A 248-nucleotide genomic window follows, 5' to 3' on the forward strand; every position below is an offset into this window, starting at 1 on the left:
CGGCATGCTCTACCTTGCCTCGGACGAGGCAAAGTTCATCACCGGTAGCGAGCTCGTTATCGACGGCGGATTCATCTCGCAATAGTCGAACCGCTTTCCCACTAAGACCTGGGGAAGAAGACTTCCCCTCTGCTGAAAGGATCATAATGACGCGCTCCCCCGAAACCGAACTTGGCCTGGCTGATGACCGCCACCAGGCCCCAGATGAGGATTACCGGAAAGAAAAGGAATACCAGGATGACCTCATG

The 248-nt window shown here is 55.2% G+C and carries 1 protein-coding gene; it reads left to right on the forward strand.

Annotated elements, in window-relative coordinates:
• The first annotated feature begins 4 nt into the window (after window positions 1-4).
• Window positions 5-85, forward strand: a complete 81-nt coding sequence (locus SB724_RS21295; protein WP_410572999.1) for an SDR family oxidoreductase — start codon at window positions 5-7, stop codon at window positions 83-85.
• Window positions 86-248 lie beyond the last annotated feature (163 nt).

It is taken from the genome of Bacillus sp. SIMBA_031 (assembly GCF_046535225.1).
Classification (GTDB): domain Bacteria; phylum Bacillota; class Bacilli; order Bacillales; family Bacillaceae; genus Bacillus; species Bacillus velezensis.

Bases quoted from the DNA above. Each gene is read 5' to 3' on its own strand.
- SB724_RS21295 (WP_410572999.1), top strand. From the start codon at position 5: ATGCTCTACCTTGCCTCGGACGAGGCAAAGTTCATCACCGGTAGCGAG.